The sequence below is a fragment of the Bradyrhizobium sp. 2S1 genome (assembly GCF_011516625.5).
GTDB classification, from domain to species: Bacteria; Pseudomonadota; Alphaproteobacteria; order Rhizobiales; family Xanthobacteraceae; genus Bradyrhizobium; species Bradyrhizobium septentrionale.
Window position 1 is genome coordinate 9502494 of record NZ_CP147717.1, and the last position, 23222, is coordinate 9525715.

Annotated in this window: 18 protein-coding genes; 5 read left to right on the forward strand and 13 right to left on the reverse strand. The window is 64.8% G+C overall.

Annotation, left to right across the window (positions count from 1 at the left end; all coding sequences use genetic code 11):
* Positions 1 to 49 precede the first annotated feature (49 nt).
* From HAP54_RS45375 to HAP54_RS45390, 4 genes are all read right to left on the reverse strand, one after another.
* On the reverse strand, positions 50 to 3868 hold the full coding sequence (locus tag HAP54_RS45375; protein ID WP_248114351.1) for an autotransporter domain-containing protein: 3819 nt from the start codon (positions 3866 to 3868) through the stop codon (positions 50 to 52).
* A 203-nt stretch (positions 3869 to 4071) separates the two neighbouring features.
* Positions 4072 to 5025: a DMT family transporter gene (locus tag HAP54_RS45380; RefSeq protein WP_166307098.1), complete on the reverse strand. Its 954-nt coding sequence runs from the start codon at positions 5023 to 5025 to the stop codon at positions 4072 to 4074.
* Positions 5026 to 5280: 255 nt separating this feature from the next.
* Positions 5281 to 6120, reverse strand: a complete 840-nt coding sequence (locus HAP54_RS45385; protein ID WP_166297882.1) for an aldo/keto reductase — start codon at positions 6118 to 6120, stop codon at positions 5281 to 5283.
* A 273-nt stretch (positions 6121 to 6393) separates the two neighbouring features.
* Positions 6394 to 7878, reverse strand: coding sequence for an aldehyde dehydrogenase family protein (locus HAP54_RS45390; protein ID WP_166297883.1), 1485 nt, complete (start codon positions 7876 to 7878; stop codon positions 6394 to 6396).
* A 117-nt stretch (positions 7879 to 7995) separates the two neighbouring features.
* Between HAP54_RS45390 and HAP54_RS45395 the strand changes: the two genes are divergently transcribed.
* Positions 7996 to 9081 carry a substrate-binding domain-containing protein gene (locus HAP54_RS45395; protein WP_166307101.1) on the forward strand — a complete coding sequence of 362 codons (1086 nt, stop codon included), beginning with the start codon at positions 7996 to 7998 and terminating at the stop codon, positions 9079 to 9081.
* A 60-nt stretch (positions 9082 to 9141) separates the two neighbouring features.
* Here the strand turns inward: HAP54_RS45395 and HAP54_RS45400 are convergent, their stop codons facing one another.
* From HAP54_RS45400 to HAP54_RS45410, 3 genes are read right to left on the reverse strand one after another with little or no spacing between them, the layout of a single operon-like run.
* Positions 9142 to 9594, reverse strand: coding sequence for a DoxX family protein (locus HAP54_RS45400; RefSeq protein ID WP_166297884.1), 453 nt, complete (start codon positions 9592 to 9594; stop codon positions 9142 to 9144).
* A gap of 56 nt (positions 9595 to 9650) precedes the next feature.
* Positions 9651 to 11009 carry an MFS transporter gene (locus tag HAP54_RS45405; protein ID WP_166297885.1) on the reverse strand — a complete coding sequence of 453 codons (1359 nt, stop codon included), beginning with the start codon at positions 11007 to 11009 and terminating at the stop codon, positions 9651 to 9653.
* Positions 11010 to 11067: 58 nt separating this feature from the next.
* Positions 11068 to 12042, reverse strand: a complete 975-nt coding sequence (locus tag HAP54_RS45410; protein WP_166297886.1) for an amidohydrolase family protein — start codon at positions 12040 to 12042, stop codon at positions 11068 to 11070.
* 184 nt (positions 12043 to 12226) lie between these two features.
* On the opposite strand from HAP54_RS45410, the gene HAP54_RS45415 reads away from it, so the two are divergent.
* Both HAP54_RS45415 and HAP54_RS45420 read left to right on the forward strand, forming a co-directional pair.
* Positions 12227 to 12778 carry a MarR family winged helix-turn-helix transcriptional regulator gene (locus HAP54_RS45415; RefSeq protein WP_166297887.1) on the forward strand — a complete coding sequence of 184 codons (552 nt, stop codon included), beginning with the start codon at positions 12227 to 12229 and terminating at the stop codon, positions 12776 to 12778.
* 21 nt (positions 12779 to 12799) lie between these two features.
* Positions 12800 to 13999, forward strand: coding sequence for a 3-hydroxybenzoate 6-monooxygenase (locus HAP54_RS45420; RefSeq protein ID WP_166297888.1), 1200 nt, complete (start codon positions 12800 to 12802; stop codon positions 13997 to 13999).
* A 23-nt stretch (positions 14000 to 14022) separates the two neighbouring features.
* Here HAP54_RS45420 and HAP54_RS45425 read toward each other — a convergent pair whose 3' ends face one another.
* From HAP54_RS45425 to HAP54_RS45450, 6 genes are all read right to left on the reverse strand, one after another.
* Positions 14023 to 14922 (reverse strand): SMP-30/gluconolactonase/LRE family protein, encoded by a 900-nt coding sequence (locus HAP54_RS45425; protein ID WP_175619323.1) that lies wholly within the window; start codon positions 14920 to 14922, stop codon positions 14023 to 14025.
* 229 nt (positions 14923 to 15151) lie between these two features.
* Entirely contained in the window at positions 15152 to 15574 is a 423-nt protein-coding gene (locus HAP54_RS45430; RefSeq protein WP_166297889.1) for a globin family protein, read from the reverse strand.
* A 102-nt stretch (positions 15575 to 15676) separates the two neighbouring features.
* Complete coding sequence (locus tag HAP54_RS45435; RefSeq protein WP_166297890.1) at positions 15677 to 16471, reverse strand: ABC transporter ATP-binding protein; 795 nt, start codon at positions 16469 to 16471, stop codon at positions 15677 to 15679.
* An 11-nt stretch (positions 16472 to 16482) separates the two neighbouring features.
* Positions 16483 to 17385 carry a nitrate ABC transporter permease gene (ntrB, locus tag HAP54_RS45440; RefSeq protein ID WP_166297891.1) on the reverse strand — a complete coding sequence of 301 codons (903 nt, stop codon included), beginning with the start codon at positions 17383 to 17385 and terminating at the stop codon, positions 16483 to 16485.
* 64 nt (positions 17386 to 17449) lie between these two features.
* Entirely contained in the window at positions 17450 to 18766 is a 1317-nt protein-coding gene (locus tag HAP54_RS45445) for a CmpA/NrtA family ABC transporter substrate-binding protein (protein WP_166297892.1), read from the reverse strand.
* A 345-nt stretch (positions 18767 to 19111) separates the two neighbouring features.
* Positions 19112 to 20026 (reverse strand): dioxygenase, encoded by a 915-nt coding sequence (locus tag HAP54_RS45450; protein ID WP_166297893.1) that lies wholly within the window; start codon positions 20024 to 20026, stop codon positions 19112 to 19114.
* 144 nt (positions 20027 to 20170) lie between these two features.
* Here HAP54_RS45450 and HAP54_RS45455 point away from each other — a divergent pair, with 144 nt between their 5' ends.
* Both HAP54_RS45455 and HAP54_RS45460 read left to right on the forward strand, forming a co-directional pair.
* The gene (locus HAP54_RS45455; RefSeq protein ID WP_166297894.1) at positions 20171 to 21445 is read left to right on the forward strand and encodes a serine hydrolase domain-containing protein; all 1275 of its coding nucleotides are present in this window, start codon (positions 20171 to 20173) and stop codon (positions 21443 to 21445) included.
* 182 nt (positions 21446 to 21627) lie between these two features.
* Positions 21628 to 23136 (forward strand): sensor histidine kinase, encoded by a 1509-nt coding sequence (locus HAP54_RS45460; protein WP_166297895.1) that lies wholly within the window; start codon positions 21628 to 21630, stop codon positions 23134 to 23136.
* The last annotated feature ends 86 nt before the right edge of the window (positions 23137 to 23222 follow it).

The window sequence follows — 23222 nt, forward strand, 5'->3', positions numbered from 1 at the left end:
TCTTCAGGAAGGGATAGCCGCTTCAGGCGAAAACGCAAGTGCAGGAGTCTTACCAGGCGTAACGCACCACACCCTTGCCGGCATAGGATTGCGTGACGCTGGAGAATTCGCCTTCGAAGGTCGCGGCCGCCGACCAGCCGTTGCGCCACTTCAGCTCGGCCGAGGCCGTGGTCAGCGCGGAGTCGCTGGCCTGCGCCGCGCCGTTGACCACGAAGGCCGCGCCCGGCAGCGTCTGGAACACGGCGCCAACATTGCGGTCCGGGTTGAAGTCATGCGCCCAGGCGAGGCGGCCGCGCAGCGTCACGATGCCTCCGTCGACCGCGAAGGATTTGTCGGAGCGCAGGCCAAGCTCGCTGCGGGTGTCGGTGACGCTCTTTGCGGCATAATTCAGCGCGAAGGCGCCGCCGCCGGAGACCACGGTCTCGGCATAGTTCGGCAGCTCGAAGCTGGTGAACTGCGCGGCGGCGTAAGGCGTGAGCCCAATCCATGGCGTCGCATATCGATAGCCGCCCTCGAGCCGGCCCGACCACGCATTGGCATTGAAGTTGGCGCGCAGGTGATCGGCGCCTGCGGCGGTGACGATGCGGTCAGTGGTGATGTCCTGCCAGCCATAGGCGAGCGCCGCACTCAAATACGCCGCGCCGACGCTGTGGCGGACGAAGCCGCCGGCCTGGAACAGATCCGAACGGCCCCAGCCGAGGCCGTTGACGCTGAAACTGGTGCCGCCACCGGCGAGCGCAAAGCCGGCAATGGTGTTCGGCGACAAGCGGTAGTCGGCGCCGACGGTGCCTGAGAGGCTGCTCGTGGTGTTGTTAGAGCCGAGCACCGCGTTGCCGCTGGTCACCTGCGAGCCGCCATAGCCGGCCGCCCACACGCTCCAGCGCTGCGCGAAGTCGACCTGCTGCGGCGGCGCCTTGGCATAGATCGCGGCCAGCGCGTCGCGCGGATCGGTCTTGCGCGCCGCGTAAGCCAGCGCCGCGCTCTCCTCGGCAAACGGGATGGCGCCCGCGCCACCACCGAAGCTACCGTCGCGTCCGGCGACGAACGGATCGGTCAACAGGCCGAGGAACTGGTTCATCGCATTGAACGTCGTCTGCTGCGATCCGGTCGCGCCCTCGCCCGAGGCCTGGGTCAGGCCGTTCGGCGAGAGCCCCGCGAGCACCGCACTGATGCCGCCATTGGCATTGAAGAAGTTCTGCAGCGTGGTGGCGACGTTCTGCTGATTGATGTTGAGCTTCGATGCCGCGCCGTAATCGAGCGCGAAATTGAGATAGGCGTTATTCGCGTCGTAGCCGAGCGTCGCCACGAGATTGGACGGCAGCCCGGTTGAATCGACGCCTGCAAACGTTCCGCTGCGGCCGCCGGCCGCCGACAGGATGGTGTATTGCTTGGCAACCGTGCTGCCGGCGGCGGCGCTGACGCCGACCGAACCGGCCAGCGTCGCGGTGCCCGTCACCTTGGCTGATGTCGATGCGGTCGAGCCGATGCTCACCAGGTACAGCGCACCGGACTGGAACGCGAGATTGCCTCCCACGGTCAGGTAAGTGCCTGGCGTCGCATTGCCGGGCAGCAGGATGCCGCCGCTTGCGATCGTCGTATTGTTGACGGTGCCGATGCCCGAGAGCGTGCCGCCGGCATTCACGGTGGTGAGGTACGATGAAGCGATCCCGCCGTCGACTTGCAGTATGCCGCCATTGACCGTGGTGGTGCCCGAATAGGTGTTGAAGCCGGACAAGGTCAGCGTGCCGCTGCCGGTCTTCTCCAGATTGCCTTGCCCGACCGTGAAGCAACAAAAACTGTGATCGGCGATCACGCCGCTGACTGTGGTCGACAGATTGTTGCCGCCGACGGTCAGCGTGTTGCCACCGCCGATGTAGTAGGTGCCCGACCCTGCGATCGAACCGGCCGTGACACGCCCGTCGCCATTCGGACCAAAGGTGCCGCCGAAGTCCACAGAGCCGGTTCCCTGGGTCATGAACTGCGCGGTACCGCCTGTCGAGTTGCCGAGGAAGGTGACCGTGCCGCCGCTCTCGGTCGTAATGGTGGCGTTACCGGCCGTCGCATAGGCCTCAAAGATCAGCGCGCCGCCGGAACGGTTGGTGATGTTCGCATTGCCCGCGGTCGGCGCATCCACACCAACGCTGAACCCACCGAAAATCGTAGTGCCGCTGTTGTCGATCGTCGCGTTCGCCGCAGTGCTGTGTTGGACAAAGCCGAGACCGCCATTGGCTTCCGTAATAATCGTTGCCGACGCAGCCGACGAGAATTCGAAGAACTCGGTCAAACCGCTATCGCGATTGATGATGGTCGCCTGTCCCGCATTGGTGTGGCCCAGGAACACGGCGCTGCCACCGCTATGGTTGTCGATCACGGCCTTGGCGGCCGTGCTGGTGTCGGTGCCACCAGGAGGACCAAGCGCGTCGCCGAACACCACGGCGCCGCCAGTGCTGTTGGTGAACGTGGCACTGCCGGCGGAGCTCGTGTCGCGGAAGATCGCGAGCGCACCGTTGGTGTTGCTCACGGTGGCATTGCCCGCGGTGCTGCTGTCGCGAAACTCCGTGATGCCGAAATTCTGGTTGACGATCGTCGCTGCCGACGCCGACGTCGCATTGTAGAACGTCGTGGTGGCAATTCCATTGAAACCGTCGTTGACGATCTTGGTGATTCCAGACGTGTTCGCGTTGACGATGTCGAACTTGCCGTCGACGGTGACCTCGCCGACGATCGAGGCGGTGTGGGTGGCGTCGCCGAGTTGCAGCGTCGCGCAATCGCAGATCGTGGTGCCGCCGGTATAGGTGTTGGTGCCTGATAGCACCACACGGCCGAGGCCGCCCGAGCTGTCCAGCACCGTCAGCTTGCCGGGGCCGTTGCCGTCGGCGATGTTGCCGGCGATCGTAAGGATCGCGCCGTTGGCGTCGATCGCGCTGCCGATCGGCGACGTGTTGATGTTGAAATTGTTGCTGAAGGTCAGGTTGCTCAGGCCGTCGGCCTGGAACGCCGCATTGTCCAGCGTGACCGTGCCTGACCCGACCGACTTGTTGTTGGTGACGACGACGGTCGTATCGACCACCAGCGTGCCGCCGCTGTAGGTGTTCACGCCGGAGAGCTGAATGTTGGAGAATCCTGACGCGGAGGAGTCGATCAGTCGCAGACCGCCGCCGCCGTCGGCGATCACGCCCTGCAGATTGACCTGGGCGCCGTTCGCATCGACCGTGCCGCCGGCCGCGTTGACCGCAATGTTGTTGGAGAACGCGACGCTGGAGACGGTCAGCGACTGCATCTGGAAGGTGCCGCCGTTGAGCGTGATGGTGCCTGTGCCGACCGAATCCGCGTTGGTCACCTGCACGGTGCCGGCCGAGATCAGCGTGCCGCCTGTGTAGCCATTGGTGCCTGCGAGCACCAGCGTGCTGTTGCCGAGTTGCTGCACCATCACCCCGGGTGCAAGGCCGTCGTTGATGTTGGCGCTGATGGTGATGGTCTGGCCGCTGTTGGCCCGGTTGATCAGACCGCCGCTCGGCCCCGTCACAGCGAAGCCAACCGGGTTGCCGCTGATCGTGTACGACTGCGAATTGGCGGTGAAGGTCCAGGAGTCCGGCAGCATCGGACCAGGGCCGATGGTGACCGTCGCCGATCCCGTCGAATCGAAAATGGCGGATTGGGTCGGGAGGATCGGCGGCGCGCCGGGCGAAGTCGTCGACCAGTTGGTCGGGAGCTGGTAGTCGGCGCTGCTCGTCGTGCTGCCGCTGCCGCCCCAGGTGAAGCTCTGGGCCTGTGCCGGGCTGACCGGAAACAGACTGACGGCCGCCGAGACAAAGGCCGCCGAGGCTATCGCACGACGAGACGACCGACCCAACAAGAAAAAGAACAAACCAAAATGCACTGCACCGCCCCCAAGCGCTCTGCGGCGCTGTTGGGGTCAGGTTAGCATGCGGCGAACTGCGGGATTGCCGATTGTTTCCAAAATCCTTCGATTGAGCCTTCCGGAAATCGAAGTTTCGGCCCGGCTGTTGTACCCGCGCAACGTTAGCGGAGGCTGCGTTCGCAACCAGCGCATGATTTGCGGTACCGCGGTCAGGCGTTGGGCGACGGCTCGCTCGCCACGGTTAGCAATTGCGAGCGGCGGATTCGCTCGCGATGCGCGGTGTAGAGGCCCGAGGCGACGATGAAGCCGGCGCCGAGGATGGTCCAGCTGTCCGGCAGTTCGCCGAAGATCAGGAAGCCGAGGATGCTGACCCACAGCAGCTGCGTGTAGGAGAACGGCGCGAGCACCGAGGCATCGCCATAACGGAACGCCAGCACCACGATCCACTGTCCGACAGTGGACGCGACGCCGATCAGGATGCCGAACATGACGTCGTGCCAGCTCGGCGCGACCCAGACGAACGGCACCAGCGCGCTGACGATGGCGACGCCGACAATCGACGAATAGGTCATCACCGTGATCGGGCGCTCGCTGCCGCTCATCATGCGCGTCAGGATCAGCGTGGCGGCCCAGGCCAGCGCCGAGACGATCGGAAAGATCGCGGCGGGATGGAAAGCGCTGGTGCCCGGCCGCAGGATGATGAACACGCCGACGAGGCCGACCGCGGTCGCGATCCAGCGCCGCATGCCGACCCGCTCGCCGAGGAATGCAATCGACAGCGCGGTGACGAACAGCGGCGAGACGAAGCTGGTGGCGGAGGCCTCGGCGATCGGCAGGAAGCTCAAGCCGGTGATGAAGATCAGGGACGAGCCGAGCAACGCAGCGCCGCGCAACACATGCAGCCCGGGACGGTTGCTGCGCAGCGCGAACAACGGCGAGCCTGGCAGCATCGCCGGCACCATGATCAGCGCGAACACCACGAAGCGGATCCAGGTGATCTCGATCGGGGGCAGCGTCTTCGACAGATATTTTGCTGTCACGTCGGAGGTGCCGAGAAACACCGTCGACAACAGGATCAGCGCAATGCCCTTGAACGGCCGGTCGGTGCGCGCAAGCGCCTTGCGCGCGATGCTTATCGTTGCGGGCGCCGTCTTCTCGGGCAATGGAAATGAAACGCTGTCCAGCCTGGCGGCGGCTGCGGGAGGCGGAGTCACGGCAATCTCGAAAGCAACAAGGGGGAATCTGCTGCTGTCACAAAACGCCAATTCCGCCGCAAGGACAATGCCCGAAAACGGGACTCCGATATGCATCGGGGTGCGCGACGGCCTGCCGCAGCCGGTGCGCGGCCGCAACTGCAACAGTTTGTTAAGAACTGTGTGGAGCGAAGCGGCGCAAACCTCTGATTTTGCGCATCCCGTTCAGAGCATCGGCAGCGAGCGCGGCTTCGGCCCGCGCGGGAACGCCTTGTCGAGCGCTGACATCTCGCTGTCACTGAGCTTGAGCGTTCCTGCCGCTGCGTTCTCCGCGGCATGCTCCGCATTCGACGCCTTCGGGATCGTGAGCACCGACGGCAACCGCGTCAGGAAGCTCAGTGCGACCTGGCGCGGCGTCGCCTGATGCGCCTCCGCGATCGATTGCAGAACCGTTCCACCCTTGCTCGACGGCGCGGGAAAATCATTGTGGCCGAACGGCGAGTAGGCGACGACGGCGACGCCATGCTGTTCGCACCACGGGATCACGGCGTGCTCGATGGCGCGCTCCCGCAGATGGTAGAGCACCTGGTTGCAGGCGATCTTGCCCTCGCCCGCGACATCGCGCAGTTCATCGAGATCGTCTGCGTCGAAATTGCTGACGCCCCAGGAACGGATCTTGCCGGCGGCGATCAATTCGTCGAAGGCGGCGACCGTCTCGGCAAATGGATAGGTTCCGCGCCAGTGCAGCAGATAGCAATCGAGCCGATCGGTCTTCAGCCGCTTCAGCGAGCGCTCGCAGGCGGTGATGGTGCCGCGCCGCGAGGCGTTGCTCGGCAAGACCTTCGAGACCAGGAACAGCTCATCACGCCGGCCAGCGATCGCGTCCGCGATCACGAGCTCGGCGTCACCATACATCTCGGCGGTGTCGATATGCGTCATGCCGGCATCGATGCCGCGCTTCAGCGCAGCGACGGCTGTCTTGCGGTCACCGCGATCGAGATACCAGGTGCCCTGCCCGATCACCGAGACCTGCGGGCCGTTGTTGCCGAATTTTTTTGTCTGCACGATCGCCTCGTCTGTCTTTGGAACCGCGAACGGACCATAGACCATACGAGCGATGATGTCGCCACAGCGTCGTCCCGGCGAAGGCCGGGACCCATAACCACCGCTGTTCGATGCGGACCACGCTGCGGCCCCAGCATCGCGCCACAACCCGCATTCGTGGTTATGGGTCCCGGGTCAAGCCCGGGACGACAGCGGAATATGTGGCGCGCTCTCGCACAATCCCATCAGCGCGGATCCTCCGATCCGCGCCCGTGATGCCCGCGTTACGCGCGGTCACACGTTGAGATTCATCCACACCGCCTTCGGCTCGGTGAAATTGTCGAGCGCTGCGGTGCCGTGCTCGCGGCCGAGGCCGGAGTCGCGCTCGCCGCCCCACGGCAACCGCACATCGGTGTAGCCGTAGGTGTTGATCCACACCGTGCCGGCGCGGGCCTTTTTGGCGAAGCGTTGCACGCGGCCCATATCGGCGCTCCAGACCCCGGCGGCGAGGCTGTAGGCGGTGCCGTTGGCGATGCGCAGCGCGTCGGCCTCGTCTTTGAACTTGATCACGCTGACGACGGGGCCAAATATCTCCTCCTGCGAGATGCGCATCTCGTGCGCGACATTGGCGAACACCGCAGGGCTGATGAAATAACCGCGGTCGCCCACCCGTTCGCCGCCGGTCGCGAGCTGCGCGCCCTCATTCTTTCCGATCTCGACATAATCGAGGATCGAGCGCATCTGCTTCTCGGAGATGACGGGTCCGAGCACGGTGGCGCGATCCGCGGGATCGCCGATGCGCAGGCTTTCGGCGCGGGCGACCAGGCGTTCCAACACCTCGTCATAGGCCCTCTCCTGCACCAGCACGCGGGAGCCGGCCGAGCAGACCTGACCGGCGTTGAAGAAGATGCCGGCGGCGGCGGCCTTGGCGGCGGCTTCGAGATTGGCATCGTCGAAGATCACATTGGCGGACTTGCCGCCGAGCTCGAGCGAGACGCGTTTGAAGTTGCCGGCGGCGCCCTTCATGATGCCGCGGCCGACACCGGGCGAGCCGGTGAACGTCACCTCGTCGACGTCGGGATGATTGACCAGCGCGTCGCCGACGACGCGGCCGGGGCCGGTCACGATGTTGAGCACGCCGTTCGGCAACCCGGCCTCGAGCGCGAGCTCGCCGATCCGCAGCGCCGACAGCGAGGTCAGCTCGGCCGGCTTCATCACCACCGTGCAGCCGCAGGCCAGCGCCGGCGCCAGCTTCCACATGCCGATCATCAGCGGGAAATTCCACGGCACGATCGCGGCGACCACGCCGACCGGCTCGCGCACAGTATAGGTCAGCGCGTCGTCACGCGTCGAGACGACGTCGCCGCTGATCTTGTCGGCCCAGCCGGCATAATAGGTCAGCGTGTCGATGGCGGCCGGAAGATCCTGGCGCAGCACGGCTGCAATCGGCTTGCCGGCATCGAGGCTCTCGAGCGCTGCGATCTCGTCGGCGTGCTGCTTCAAGAGCTCGGCCCACCGCAGGAGAATATGGCCGCGCTCGGCGGCGCGCATGGTGCGCCAGGGTCCCTCGAAAGCGCGGCGGGCGGCGGCGACCGCGCGGTCGACATCGGCCTCATTGCCTTCGGCAATCGTTGCGATCACCTGCTCGGTGGCGGGATTGAGCGATTTGAAGGTTTTTCCTGAGAGCGAGCGGACGCGGGCGCCGTCGATCAGCAGCAACTCGTCCCGGACGGTCGGGGCGTGGCGGGCGTCGCGCTCATAGTCATATGCAACCGACATCATATTTCCTCCTGGTTTTGTGCTTCAACCTAGAAGGCTTTGCTCAGCAGTAAATATGATATCTTGTGCCTATTGGTATACCAGGATATGAAGTCAACTTCATAAGTGGTGACCACGATGCTGCAGATCGAGATCGAGACCGTCTGGCGCTTTCGCAAAGAGAACTCACCACAGACCGCGGTCGTGATGCTCGGCATCCTCAACGAGATCCGGAAGACCGGGAAGATCACCAGCGCCGCCAGCGACGCGCATCTGTCCTATCGCCATGTCTGGAACCTGATCGAGCAGTGGACCGAATTCTTCGGCGTGCCGCTGGTGGAAACCCAGCGCGGCAAGGGCTCGAAGCTGACGCCGTTCGGCGAGAAGCTGGTGTGGGCCGGCGAACGCATGCAGGCGCGGCTCGGGCTGCAGCTCGAGAACCTCGCGCAGGAACTGGTCACCGAGATCAAGCCGTTCCTGGAGCAGCGGCCGTCGGTGATTCGGGTCCATGCCAGCCACGGCTTCGCGGTCTCCAAGCTGCGCGAATTCCTCGATCGCGAGGGCGGCGTCGGCGTCGATCTGCGTTACGTCAGCAACCAGAACTCGCTGGTCTCGCTGGCGCAGGGCGCCTGCGATCTCTCCGGCGTGCATCTGCCGCGCGGCGAGTTGCGGGCGCAGGGCATCAAGGCCTGCCGGGAATGGCTCGATCCGCGCGAGGACCGCGTGATCAATTTCGTGACGCGCGAGATGGGCCTGATGGTCAAGCGCGGCAATCCCTTGAAGATCACCTCGCTGAAGGACCTGGTCGACCGCAAGGCCCGCTTCGTCAACCGCGACCATGATTCCGGGACCAGGATGCTGTTCGATCAATTGCTGGCGCAGCACAAGATCCCGGAGAGCAAGATCAACGGCGCCCAGCATATGGAGTTCACCCATGCCGCGGTCGCCGCCTATGTCGCGAGCGGCATGGCGGATGCGAGTTTTGGCGTCGAGGCCGCCGCCCGGCAGTTCGGCCTCGATTTCATCCGCCTGCTCACGGAAGATTACTTCTTCGTCAGCAAGCGCGCGTTCCTCGAGACCGAGCCGATGCAGCGGGTGCTCGACATCATGAAGAGCAGCGAGTTTCACAAGGCGGTGGGCGCCCTACCCGGCTATGTCGCCTCGAATACCGGCGCCGTCAGCGGCGTGAAGGAGTTTCTCGAGAAGATGCATTCCGACCGCTGATCAGCCACGCGCGGTGGCGGCTGGACTCGGCGTGCCTCGAAAGCGGATCGTCTGGCGAAGCTAGGTGCACTTCACGCCGGTCCCCGCACCAACCGCATAGCTCCCGGGCCTGTAGACCGCGATCAACGCGAGCGCGCCGAGCAGGCCGAGATTCTTCAGGAAGTTGATGGTCTGGGTCACGACCTGCGCCTCCGGCGCGGCCCAGAAATTGTGAAACATCAGCGTCGCGGCGATCGTGAACAGAAACAGGACGATGGCCGCCTGGCGCGCGAACAGGCCGAGCACGAGCGCCGCACCGCAGCCGAGCTCGGCCGCGGTCGCACCGGCCGCAAGGAACGCACCGATGCCGTCGGCGTCGCCGAGGCGTCCGGCGGTTGCGGAAAAGGCCATCAGCTTGCCGATGCCGCTGTAGAGAAACAGCGGCGCGATGGCGAGCCGCGCAAACAGCAGGACCCAGGATGGGGAAAGCCGCGCGGCTTTGTCATCGGCCGCAATGTGAGTTGTCGTGGACATGCGTTGTCTCCGTTGGTTCTGAACTTGCCTATGCGGCGTTTGATATGGATCCGTCGTCACTCCGCGGGCGCAGTATCGATGGCCGCGGGCCGGGGCGCGGCGGCGAGGCCAAGCGAGCCGATCGCAAACGCGCCGACGATCGCGGCACCGCCGATCACCCAGAACACGATGTCGGGGCCGCCGGTCATCTGCTGCAGCAGTCCGATCACGTAGGGACCCAGGATCGCGCCGATCCGGCCGACGCCCAGTTCCATACCGACGCCGCTGGCGCGCAGCAGCGTCTCGTACGAGCCTGCGGTGAAGTTGTTGAGCACATGCTGCGCGCCGATGATGCAGAAGCCGGCGATGGCGACGATCGCGAGATTGACGCCGTGACCGCTGACGAACACCAGCGCCAGCACGGCAATGCCGCCGGCGAGCCACCATGTGGCGAGGTAGCGCGGCGTCAGCGACAGATTGCGGTCGGCCAGCATCGCGAGCGTCAGCCCGCCGACGAACGACATCGCCTGCATCAGCGCGCCGAAGCCGAACGACGCCGCAAAGGTCTCGCCGCGCTTCTGCATCACCGTCGGGATCCAGCCGGTGAGGCCGAAGATCGCGAACAGGCTGAGGAATGCGGTGATCCAGATCGTCAGCGAGACGCGGCGATAGCGCGGGCTCAGCAGCGCCGCGATCGGGTTCGACACGCTGCCGGCGGCGACTGATGCAAAGGTCGCGTTGCGATAGGCGGCGGCCCGCTCCGGGCGAAGCCGCGCGAGCAGCATGCGCAGTTCCTCGGTGCGGCGCCGCGCCGCCAGGAATTGCGGGCTTTCGGGCAGCACTGCGTGCGCCACAAACGTCAGCGGGATCGACAGCGCGCCGAGATAATACAGGATCTGCCAGCCATAATGCGGCGTCAGATAGACGCCGACGAGCCCGGCACAGACGCCGCCGAGCGACCAGCCAAGTGTGACGCCCCACAGCGAGAACGCGTTGCTGACGCGGCGCGGCGCCAGTTCGTTGACGAAGGTCGTGCCCAGCGGCAACAACACGCCGAGGCCGAGGCCGGTCGCGAAGCGCAGCGCGCAGAAGCTCCAGAAGTCGCTCGCGACCGTTGCAGTCAAGAGCGTGAAGAGGTTGACGACCCAGAGCCCGGCCAGCAGCGTGCCGCGCCGGCCGAGCCGGTCGGCGACCGTGCCGTGTCCGACCGCGCCGAACAGGAATCCGACCAGGCCCGAGCTCACGAGGAAGCCCGCCTGGCTCGGCGACAATCCCCAGGGCTTGGCCACGTAGTGGATGACATAGGCGGGATTGAACGTGTCATAACCGTCGAACAGCGTGATCAGCGTGATCAGGATGCCGAGCACGATGTGCAGCCGACCGATGGCCGCACCGGACAATTCCTCGTGCACGTCGATGTCGGGCGAAGTGCTCACGGTTTCCTCCCTTGTTGATGATGCGCCCTGCTCTGCGGCAGGTTGGCACGGCGTGTCGTTAGAACTTGAACAGCCTGCGCGCGTTGTCGCGGCCGATCTTGAGACGGTCGCCTTCGGCGATGGTCGCGGTGTCGAACCATTCGGCGGCGTGGTCGATGTTCTCGAACGGCCAATCGGCCGAGAACAGGATGCGGTCGGCGCCGATCTCGAGTATCGCGTCGATCAGCGCCTGGGTGCGGAAATTGCCTGATGTCGTGATGTAGAAATTCTCCCGGAAGTAATCGGCGATCTTGCGCCTGGCGGGATAGACGTTCTGCGCGCGCATCCACTTGTTATGGTTGTCGACGCGCCACATCGAATACGGCAGGCCTTCGCCCATGTGGCCGAGGATGATCTGCAGCCGCGGATGAGCATCGAACAGCCCCGAGCCCATCAGGCGCAGCGCGTGCACCGCGGTTTCCTGGCCGAAGGCCCAGGTCGGCCCCATCAGCCAGCGATGGCCCTCATAGATCGCGGCATCCTTCGCCAGCGGATTGCGCGGGTGGAGATAGAACGGCACGTCGAGGCGCTCGACCTCCGACCAGAACGGCCAGAACTCCTTGCGATCGTAATAGACGGCGCCGTCGTGGCCTTCGACCTCGCTGAAGCCATTGACGAGCGCGCCGCGGAATTTCAGCGCACTCACGCAGCGATCGAGCTCGCGCGCGGCTGCCTCCGGGTCCTGCATCGGCAGCGCAGCCAGGCCCTGGAAGCGCTGCGGCCGCCGCGCCATCTGCTCGGCGAGGAAATCATTGGCGCGGCGCGACAGCTCCAGCGCGCGGCTGCGGTCGGGAATCGCCTGGATCGCCGGCGCGTTGAGCGACAGCAGCATCAGCTCGATGCCGTGCGCGTCCATCTCGGCAAGGCGGCGGTCCTGGATGTCGAGCAGCCGGGCCTTGAGCTCGACCCAGTCGTCGGCCGGCGAGAAGCCCGCGCTGTCGCGAACCGTCTCCTCGATGGCGAAGTGCTCTTCCAGCGCGATCTTTCCCTGCATTGGTTGCTCCCTTCGGGCTGGTGCCCTCGTTTCCGTGTTGACAGAGCAAAACATCCGGTCCAATTATTTGTCAATGAGAACGTTGCAACTGCAAATGATTGATATGCAACTGTTGTCGATGCGAGGACCGACGGCTATTCCGGGCGGACGTCTGCCACCAGGAATGAAGCCCGGACCTAAGCCCATGTACCGATTTTCGAATTCGCTGCCCTATCTGCTCGCCCGGCTCGGCGTACGGATGGGCGATCTGTTCGTTCGCGTGATCCGTCACGAGAAGTTGACGCTGCCGATGTACCGCGTGCTTGCCGCGCTGTCGGAGCAAGGACAGCCGCTGCGGCTCGGCGAAATCGCCGAACTGACGTCGGCCGACGTCTCGACCCTGTCGCGCATCGTTGCCGAGATGAGCCGCGCCGGCCTCCTGACGCGCGACCGGCCGGAGAACGACCAGCGCAGCCTGCAGGTCGCGCTGACGCCGAAGGGCGCCGAGCTCGCAGGCCGGCTGATGCCGATCGCGCAATATTATGAAGAGGTCGCAACCGGCGCGATGTCGGCGAAGGAAGCCGCCGAGCTCAAGCACGTGCTGGTCGAGCTCTACAAGAATCTCGATCGGCTCGAGCAAGAGGTCGAGGCCGGCCTCATCGAGGTGCCCCACCCCGCGGCCTTGAAAGATGCCCACGAACAGAAGTCCGACGCCAAGGGGACGACCGGCCGTCGGCGCAAGATACCGAGGAAATAGCACCAACTTCAGGGAGAGGACATGCGCAGGGATCCGATCATCATTGCAGGCGGCGGCATTGGCGGACTGGCCGCGGCGGTCGCGCTGGCCCGCAAGGGATTTCAGGTCACCGTGCTGGAACGCGCGCCGCGCTATCAGGAGATCGGCGCCGGCATCCAGCTCGGTCCGAACGCCTTCCATGCCTTCGACCATCTCGATCTCGGCGATGCCGCCCGCGCGATTGCCGTATTCATCGACCAGTTGCGGCTGATGGACGCGATCTCGGCGGAAGAGATCACGAGCATCGACCTGACCAGCTATTTCCGCCGGCGCTTCGGCAATCCCTATGCGGTGGTGCATCGCGGCGATCTGCACGGCATCTTCCTGCGCGCCTGCGAGGCGCATCCCGGCATCACGCTGCGCAGCGATTGCGATGTCGTTGGATATGACCAGGACGGCGCGGCCGTCGTCGCGCGGCTGAAATCCGGCGAGCGTGTCAAAGGCTGCCTCCTGATCGGCGCCGACGGGCTGAGGTCCCGGATCCGTCAGCAGATGGTCGATGACGGCCCGCCGCGGATCGCGGGCCATACCACCTATCGATCGGTGATTCCGACCAAGCAGATGCCGGAGGATCTGCGCTGGAACGCCGCGACCCTATGGGCCGGCGCCAAGTGCCATCTGGTGCACTACCCGCTCTCGGGCTGGAAGGTGTTCAACCTCGCCATCACCTGCCACAACGACCCAGCGGAAGCCTTTGCCGCCAGGCCAGTCACCCATGAGGAGGTGCTGGAGGGCTTTCGCGACGTTCATCCACGCGCCAAAGCGATCATTCACCACGGCAAGGATTGGAACGCCTGGGTGACCTGCGATCGCGATCCAACCGAACGCTGGGTCGACGGACGCGTGGTCCTGCTCGGCGACGCCGCGCATCCGATGCTGCAATATTTCGCGCAAGGCGCCTGCATGGCGCTGGAGGACGCGGTCTGGCTCGCCGAGTTGCTCGGCGCAACGCCTGACGCCTTCGAGCATGCGCTGGAAAAGTATCGGCAGGTTCGGCTGATGCGAACGGCGCGGGTTCAGCTGCAGGCGCGCGAACTCGGAACCCATGTCTATCATCCGGCCGGCGTGCACGCGTTGCTGCGCAATCAGCTGATCCGCGACACCAGCCTCGAGCAATTCTGCGATAATCTGGCCTGGTTGTACGACTCGCCGTTCCCTGAGCGTCCGAACCTCGCTGCATAAGCGATGATTGCCCGATAGACGGATCAGCCGAGCCCGCTGATGTCGGCGACCAGCACGCTGCCCGTCACCGATTCCGTGATGTAGAGCCGGTCACGGTTGGCGCCGCCGATCGCGACATTGGTGCAGCTCTGCCCGGCGCAGGACTTGATCCGGGCGATGCACTCGCCGTTCGGCGCAAACACGAAGACATGGCCGAGCGAGGCGTGCGCGACGAACAGCCGCCCGGCTCTATCCATCGTCATACCGTCCGGCCCGCTCGGGCCGAACAGCGAGCAGAAGCGGCCGACCTTGGACACGCTGCCGTCCTTCATGAACGGCGCGCGCCAGACCGCATTGTCCCGCGTCATCGCGACGAACAACACCGCTTCGTGCGGATCGAGCACCAGGCCGTTCGGGCTGATGCCGGTGTCGATCAGGCAGTCGAGCGCGCCGCTCGCCCTCAAGCGATAGACGCGGCCGGTCGGATCGTGCAGGCCGGTCTGGCCCTGGTCGGTGAAATAGATGTCGCCGTTGGAGGCAATGTGCAGGTCGTTGCAGCCGCGGAACGATTCCGAATTGCGCGAACGCAGCAGCGGCGTGACTTTGCCCGATCCGGCATCGAGCTCCATCAGCCCGTGCCGATAGTCGGCAATCAGGATGCGGCCCTTGGCGTCGATCTTCAGCCCGTTCGGCCAGCCGTCATATTCGGCGACCTGCGACCATGACTTGTCCGGCGCGATCCTGAAGATGCGGCCGAACGGAATGTCGACGATGTAGAGATTTCCCGCAGCATCGAACGACGGCCCCTCGATGAAGCAGTCGGTCACCGCGCCCGGCCGGTTGGCGTCGGCCCATTCGCTCGCCACCTTGCGGCGAAACTCGGCGGGAACTGCGGAGAAGATCTCGGTCGGGATCAGTTTCGGCGGCGTTTCCAGGAACATCATTTTTTTGGTTCACCCATTGGCGGAGCGGGCGAACCTTAGTTGCTTGCCTGCATCATTGCGAGCCACCCGGTCGGCGCAAAGCGCCGCCGGATGACAGGCTCCGCGAAGCAATCCACCTATCCGCTTGGGCGATGGCCGGACCGGACAGGTCCTCGCAGCGACATGGAAGGCTTCAGTTCGCCGCCGCCATGCGGCCTGGTCCGCAGCAGCCGGTGCCTGTGCAGCCTCCCTACTCCGCTGCCTGCGCGCCATAGGCTTCCGAAATCATGTAGCCGGACAGCGTGCCGTAGGCCGCAGTCCATGCGGCGGCGACGTCAGGCGTCCAGCCATCACCGAGGCCCTTCTCCAGCGTCCACAGCAATGCGCCGCCGACCACCGGATAGTGCTCGGGCCTGGCGCCATAACCGACATGGCGCTTGGCGAGTGCACTCGCGGCGGGCAGGATCGCGTCGAGATTGCTCAGCCCGTTGACGACGACGGCGAGCGTCGTCATCAACTTCTTGCGCTGCTCTTTCATGTCTGCCGGAAACATCGCCTTCACGGCGGGCGCGACTTCGAACAAGCGATCGTAGAAAATGACCGCGGCTTGCTCCGCAATCGGCGCGACCCTGCCAAAGCTATCCTGAACCAGCTTGATTTGGGCTGGATTCATTTCAACTCTCCGTGGTTCTGAATGACTTTGCAAAATGCCAGCATTGGTCGTGGACCACGGCGTGTCGGTTCAAGACCGAAACGCCTGATGTCGACATGATCCTCAAGCCGCCTCGACGAAGCTGTGGCGCTCATAGAGGAATTCGAGCACGCGCTGCCGGCACTTCAGATAGCCGGGGTTGTTCGCGAGCTCGAGCCGCTTGCGCGGACGCGCCAAGGGCACCTCGAGCACCTCGCCGATCCGTGCGCTCGGACCATTGGTCATCATGACGATGCGGTCCGACAGCAGCACGGCTTCGTCGACGTCGTGGGTGATCATCAGGATGGTGTTGCCGAGCTTCTGGTGCAGCGCCATCACCGAATCCTGCAGATGCGCCCGGGTCAGCGCGTCGAGCGCGCCGAACGGCTCGTCGAGCAGCAGCACCTTCGGCTCCATCGCGAGCGCGCGCGCGATGCCGACGCGCTGCTTCATGCCGCCCGAAATCTCGCTCGGCCGCTTGTCCTTTGCGTGCGCCATCTGCACCAGGCTGAGATTGTGCATCACCCAGGCGTCGCGTTCCGCCCTGCTCTTGGTTTTGGCAAACACCTTGTCGACGCCGAGCTTGACGTTCTCGTAGACGGTCAGCCACGGCAGCAGGCTGTGGTTCTGGAACACCACGGCCCGGTCGGGCCCCGGCGAATTGACCTCGCGGTTCTCCAAGAGCACGCAGCCATTGGTGGTGCCGGTGAGGCCCGCGACGATGTTGAGCAAGGTCGACTTGCCGCAGCCGGAATGGCCGATAATCGAGACGTATTCGCCCTTCTGGATCGTCAGGTTGATGTCCTTCAGCACCTCCGTGGTGGCACTGCCGCGGGTAAAAGTCTTGTCGATGTGGTCGAGCTTCAGATAGGCCTGCATGACTTGTCCCCTCAGTTCGCAGCCGTGCCGCGGGTCACGATCTTGCCCAATCCCGCGATCAGGCGGTCGAGCACGAAGCCGATGATGCCGACATAGAACAGCGCCAGGATGATTTCGCTGATGTGCGAGGAATTCCACGCATCCCAGATGAAGAAGCCGATGCCGACGCCGCCGATCAGCATCTCGGCCGCGACGATCGCGAGCCATGACAGGCCGATGCCGATGCGCAGGCCGGTGAACATGTAGGGCGCGGCCGCCGGGATCATGATCTTGGCGAAGAACTCCAGCGGATTGAGCTGCACCACGGCGGCGACGTTGCGGTAATCCTGCGGGATGTTGCGGATGCCGACCGCGGTGTTGATGATGATCGGCCACACCGAGGTGATGAAGATGACGAAGATCGCCGAAGGCTGGCCGTCGCGGAATGCGGCGAGCGACAACGGCAGCCACGCGAGCGGCGGGATCGTGCGCAGCACCTGGAACAGCGGGTCGAGCCCGCGCATCGCCCAGACCGACTGGCCGACCAGCGTGCCGAGCGCGATGCCCGCGATCGCCGCCAGCGAATAGCCCAGCGCGACGCGCTGCAGGCTCGCCGACAGGTGCCAGAACAGGCCCTTGTCGATGCCGCCGTGATCGAAGAACGGATCGAGGATCAGCTCCTTGGTATCCTTGAACACGCGCGAGGGCGGCGGCAGGGCCGAGCCGGCGCGACGGCACACCAGCTCCCAGACGAGCAGCAGCAGCGCGAGTACGATCAGCGGCGGCACGACGCGCACCGCCGCCTCCTTCGCCATCTTGGCATATCTCTCGGCACGCGGCGGCCGCTTCGGCGTCATCGTCACGACCGGCGCCGCGGTTGCAGCAGCCGGAACGATCGCTGCGGTGAGTTCGGTCTTCATGGCAGGCATTGACATCGACAAAGTATCTCCGGGGTCAAATGGGTGGGCCGCGCGCGAGGAGCGCGCAGCCCTGCTCAAATCAGACGTCCACGCGCTTGATCGACAGCGACTTCAGGTATGCGGCCGGATTTTCCGGATCGAACACCTTGCCGTCGAAGAAGGTCTCCTTGCCGCGCGAGGTCGAGGTTGGAATTTCGGATGCGGGCACGCCGAGATCCTTGGCGGCCGCGCGCCAGATGTCCTCGCGGTTGACCTTGCCGATCAGGCCCTTGGTATCGAATCCCGCTTCGAACTTGCCCCAGCGAATGTCTTCGGTGAGGAACCAGAGCTCGTGGCTCTGGAACGGATAAGACGCGAAGTCGCGCCAGTACTTCATGATGTGCGGCGAATTCTCGACCACCTTGCCGGTGCCGTAGTCGAACTTGCCTGCGGTGCGGTCATAAACGTCCTCCACCGGGCAGTTGATCCACTGCCGCTTGGCCATGATGGCCGCGAGCTCCTGTTTGTTCTCGGCCTTGTCGGCCCATTGCTGGGCTTCCATCACCGCCATCAGAATGGCCTTCGCCGCGTTCGGATATTTGTCGACCCAGGCGGCGCGCATCGCGAACGACTTCTCCGGATGCTTGTTCCAGATCTCGCCGGTGTTGACCGCGGTGTAGCCGATGTCCTGGTGGATCAGCTGCAGATTCCAGGGCTCGCCGACACAGAAGCAGTCCATGGTGCCGACCTTCATGTTGGCGACCATCTGCGGCGGCGGCACCACGATCGTCTCGATATCCTTGTCGGGATCGATGCCGCCGGCGGCGAGCCAATAGCGAATCCAGAGATCGTGGGTGCCGCCCGGGAAGGTCATCGCGGCCTTCACCGCCTTGCCCGACGCTTTCTTCTTTTCCAGCGCCGTCTTGAACGGCGATGCGTCGGTCGAGAGCTTGAGGTCGGCATATTCCTTGGCGACCGAGATGCACTGCGCATCGAGATTGAGCCGCGCCATGATGTACATCGGCGTCGGCTGGTTGTTCTGCGTCACCTTGCCGGCCGAAATCAGATACGGCATCGGGGTCAGGATATGCGCGCCGTCGATGCCGTTGCCTTCGGAGCCGAGCACGAGATTGTCGCGCGTGGTGCCCCATGAGGCCTGCTTCTGCACATCGACATCGGGCACGCCATACTTGGCGAACAAGCCCTTGTCCTTGGCGACGAACAGCGGACCGGCGTCGCTCAGGGCAATGAATCCGAGCTTGGCGCCCTTCACCTCGGGGCCTGCACCTTGCGCGAATGCACCGGCGGGAAAGTTGAGCCTGGCTGTAGCGAGCAGCGCGGCGGCGCCACTGCTTGCCTTCAGGAGCTGACGGCGGCTGAGGCCACGGCCTGAGGGCTTGTTGGTGGGCTTGGTCATCGGTCGTCCTTTGCGTCGTTGCGTTGCGGTGATGCGGCTGTGCGTCGAGCGCCCTCCTTCGGATGGCGACGCGCGCAGGGCGCAAAAGGGCATGCACCGGGGAGGCCCCGGTCTGGCGGCGTCAGAAATCCGATGGGGTGGCCTCGAGGGACGGCTTCAATGGCGTCGGCACCTGACTATTCAAGCCTTGTGCCAAGCTACCGCAGTGCAAAAATTGATTTTGTTGCAAAGTCTTGCGCAACATGTCGCAGCGCGCGCAAACTTTCCGCGCGCTCCCAAAATTTGCGATTCGCTCAATTCTTGTGCGGCGCACAAGAATTGAGCAGGCGACTTCGACGATAGCGATCAGGCGTCCTCGGCGACCTTGGTGCCGAGCGGCGCGGGCGCCATTCCGCCGCCGGGTTTCACATGGAATTCGTAGCTCATCAGATGCCACGGACCATCCGAGCGCTGGCCATCGGGCATGTCAGGATCGGTACGCCGTTCAACCTTGGCGATCAGCTCGTCCTTCACGCCGAACACGACGTCGGAGTAGATATATTTGTCGCCTTCCATGAAGACGTGCGTGATCAGCGGCTCATGGCCCTTGGCATTGACCAGGAAGTGCACATGCGCCGGCCGCATCGGGTGACGGTTGGTCTGCGTGATCATCTGCCCGACCGGACCGTCGGTCGGAATCGGATAGCTGCACGGCACGATGGTGCGGAAGAAGAAGCGGCCGTCGGCATCGGTGACGAAGCGCGCCCGCGACGACGGGCCTTCGGTGGCATAGCTCGGCTTCTGAGAGTCGTAGAATCCGTCGTCGTCCGCGTGCCAGACATCGACCGGCACATTGGCCAACGGCTTGCCCGTGAGATCGGTGACGCGACTCTGCACGAACATGCGCTCGCCGGGCAGGCTTGCCGAGATGTCGGTGCCGTGCGGCGTCACCTTGTGCTCGCCGACATAGAACGGGCCGAGCACGGTGGTCTCGGTCGCGCCGTCGCGATCGCGGTGGTTGACCGCATCGACCAGCATCGACACGCCGAGCACGTCTGAGAGCAGGATGAACTCCTGGCGGATATCGGTGCACTTCTGCCCGGTGCAGGTCAGGAAGCCGATCGCGTGGTCCCACTCCTCGAAGGTGAGATCGGTCCTGCGCACATAATCGTGCAGCGACTTCACCAATTCCTGCAACAGGAACTTGGCCCGCGGATCGGGTGTCTGGTCGAAGCTGCGGATCACGGCGGTGGTGAGCTCGGTCTCGTTGAACTGGGTCATCTCGGCGTTTCCCTGGAGCCCCTGAAGGGCGCGATTGCAACGGCGACCGTACACCACCGGCCCGTTGCCGGTAAGCGCCAGCCACTTGGTGCAGCGGACACTTTTCGGCTATCAAGACGGCCTTGCCAGCCGGAGAAACGCCCGATGTTAGCCCCCACGCCTGCCTCGCCCGAATCCGCGGGAATGTCGACCACTGCCCTCAACCGCCTCGAAGCGCATCTGAAGGCCCGCTACATCGACGGCGGCCGCTTTCCCGGCACCCAGCTCCTGATCTACCGGCGCGGCAAGATCGTGCATTCCACGGTGCAGGGCTTTGCCGATCTCGAGCGCAAGGTGCCGGTCAAGGACGACACCATCTTCCGCATCTATTCGATGACCAAGCCGATCACGTCGGTCGCCTTCATGATGCTGGTCGAAGAAGGCAAGGTCGCGCTCGACGAGCCGGTCGCCAAATACATTCCGGAGTGGAAGAACCTCGGCGTGTTCGTCGCCGGCACCGCGCCCGCCTTCCTGACCCGCCCACCGAGCCGGCCGATGCTGATCGTCGACCTGTTGCGGCACACCTCGGGCCTCACCTACGGCTTCCAGCAGCGCTCCAATGTGGACGCAGCCTATCGCGAGAAGAAGATCGGCGAGGTCATCAAGGCCGGAACGCTCGACAGCATGATCGAGGATCTGGCGAAAATCCCGCTGGAGTTCTCGCCGGGTGAAGCCTGGAATTACTCGGTCGCCACCGACGTGCTCGGCTATCTCATCGGCAAGATCTCAGGGATGCCGTTCGAGCAGTTCCTGAAGGAGCGCATCCTTAAGCCGCTCGACATGAACGACACCGACTTCTTCGTGCCGGCCGACAAGGTGCATCGCTTCGCCGCCTGCTACTCGGCCGACCCGCAGGGCGGCTTCAACCCGCTCGCCACCGAGCGCAAGGGCACGCTGACGCTGCAGGACGACCCGACGACCAGCTCGTTCCTGTCACCGCCCTCGCTGATCTCGGGCGGCGGCGGTCTGTGCTCGACCGCCTCAGACTACCTCACCTTCTGCCGCGCCCTGCTCAACGGCGGCGAGCTCGGCGGCGTCAGGCTGCTCGGCCCGAAGACGCTGAAGCTGATGGCCTCCAACCATCTGCCCGGCGGCGTCGACCTGCCGGCGATGTCGCGCTCGCTGTTCTCCGAAGCCGCCTATAACGGCATCGGCTTCGGCCTCGGCTTCGCCGTCACGATGCATCCGGCGCAGACGCTGATCGCGGGCAGCCCGGGCGAATTCAACTGGGGCGGCGCCGCGACGACGTCGTTCTTCATCGACCCGGCCGAGGAGCTGATCACGATCTTCATGACCCAGGTGCTGCCATCGAGCGCCTATCCGCTGCGGCGCGAGCTGCGCACCATGGTCTACGCCGCGATCACCGAGAGCAATCTCTGACACGACGCCATTCCGCGGCGCACACCCCTCGTTTGAGCATGATCCTTTCGGAAAACCGCTTCACACTTTCCGGATCATGCTCTAAGCGCCGCGGAACCTTTCCAATCACCAGCTATTTCGTTTGGCGGACTTTTCCCGCTTCCCCTAAGCTCCCAGCAGATGGGCACCGACCCGGGGATTTCGTGCCGAAACTGACATTGCCAGTGCGTCTCGCGCTCCTGGTCGCGGGAACGATGTTGCCGCTGATCGTTTTCGCGGTCGGCATAGTGTTCCACAATTACCAGCAGGACCGCCAGGCCGCCACGCAGCGCGTGCTCGAGACCGCGCGCAACATCCGCCTGCTGCTCGATGCGGAAATGCAGCGCATGACCGGCGGGTTGCAGGTGCTGGCGCTGACCAATTCGCTGCGCAACAGCGACTTCGACAATTTCCGCCGCGTCGCGGCCGGCTTCATCGACCAGTACGGCAAGGACGGCGTGGTGCTGGTGGCCGACCGCAGCGGACGCCAGGTGTTCTCCTCGCTGACGGCGGATACGGCGAGCCTGCCGCCGCGCAACAATCTCGAGATCCTCGGCAAGGTGTTTGCGACCAGGCAGCCGCAATATTCCAACCTGTTCTTCGGCGCGGTGAAGCAACGCCTGATCATCACCGTCGAGGTGCCGGTGATGCGCGACGGCGAGGTGCTCTACGACATCTCGTTCAGCCCGCCGATCGAGGTCTTCCAGGCCATCATCGAGAAGCAGCGCCTCAATCAGGACTGGACCATCTCGATCTTCGACAGCGACGGCGTCAACCTGGCCCGCGTGCCAAATCCGCAGGCGACCATCGGGCAGCGCGCCGCGCCGTCGCTGTTCGCCGAGATGTTCCGCCGCAGCGAGGCGACGCTGCCGACCGTCTCGCTCGAAGGCGTGGCGCTGATCACCGGCTTCACGCGGTCGCGCGTCACCGGCTGGACCGTCGCTGCGGGAATCGCCGAGAACTCGCTTGTAGCGCCGCTGTGGCGCTCGCTTGCGATCACCAGCGTGATCGGCGGCGTGCTGCTGCTGGTCGGCCTCGGCTTCGCGGTACGGATGGCGACCACGATCGCGCGCGCCGAGATGCTGCACGACCTCCTGATCGAGGAGCTCAACCACCGCGTCAAGAACACGCTGGCGATCCTGCAATCGATCGCCACGCAGACCTTTCGCACCGCGAGCCGCGCCGAGCGCGACAAGTTCGAGGGGCGGCTCGGCGCGCTTGCCGAGGCGCACAACCTGCTCTCCACCGACAAATGGCAGGGCTCCGACCTGCAGGACGTGGTCAGCCGGGTGTTGCGGCCCTATCTGCTCAACGCCTCCGAGCGGGTCAAGATGTTCGGACCGCGCGTGCCGCTGTCGCCGCGGCTTGCCCTGGTGCTGTCGATGCTGCTGCACGAAATGGCGACCAACGCTGCCAAATATGGCGCGCTGTCCAACGACACCGGCACGGTGACGCTGGACTGGGAGATCCTGGAGGAAGGCGCCGGACCGAAGCTCCGGATGATCTGGACCGAGGCCGGCGGTCCGCCGGTCACCGCGCCGGTGCAGCGCGGCTTCGGCTCCCGGCTGATCGAGCGCAGCGCCCGCGACCAGCTCGGCGGCGAAGCCACGGTGGATTTCCTGCCCCAGGGCGTCGTCTACACCGTGACCAGCTCCCTCGAACCCGGCGATTGACCTGATAATGGCGGCCGAACCTGCGACATCTTGGCACGCAAGTTGCTAAGATAAGGTGGGTTCGGCCGGCCAGAAACAGGGGGAAG